This window comes from Paenibacillus sp. FSL R5-0490 (assembly GCF_001956215.1).
Taxonomy (GTDB): domain Bacteria; phylum Bacillota; class Bacilli; order Bacillales; family Cytobacillaceae; genus Cytobacillus.
This window is the reverse complement of sequence record NZ_MRTQ01000071.1, coordinates 1-305: the sequence shown is the minus strand read 5'-3', so window position 1 is coordinate 305 and position 305 is coordinate 1. Positions and strand designations below refer to the sequence as shown.

At 39.0% G+C, this 305-nt stretch carries 1 rRNA gene; it reads left to right on the top strand.

Annotated features, from left to right (window positions below):
* A 16S ribosomal RNA gene (locus tag BK139_RS23515) occupies positions 1–75 on the top strand; the annotation flags it as partial.
* Between the last annotated feature and the right edge of the window lie 230 nt (positions 76–305).

Below are 305 nucleotides of genomic sequence, written 5' to 3'. Positions count from 1 at the left end.
AAGGTGGGACAGATGATTGGGGTGAAGTCGTAACAAGGTAGCCGTATCGGAAGGTGCGGCTGGATCACCTCCTTTCTAAGGAATATTTACAAGAAACGTGACGTTCTTTGTTCGTTCAGTTTTGAGAGTTCAATCTCTCAATGAAAGATTCGTTCTTTGAAAACTAGATAATGATTATGAAGAAGCAATAACCGAGTAATCGCCATTTTAGTAAATTCTCTCTATGTAAATAGAGTTAAAAACCTTTGATTTCGTTCATCTTCGATGAACCTGTCAAATACGGTTAAGTTAGAAAGGGCGCACGG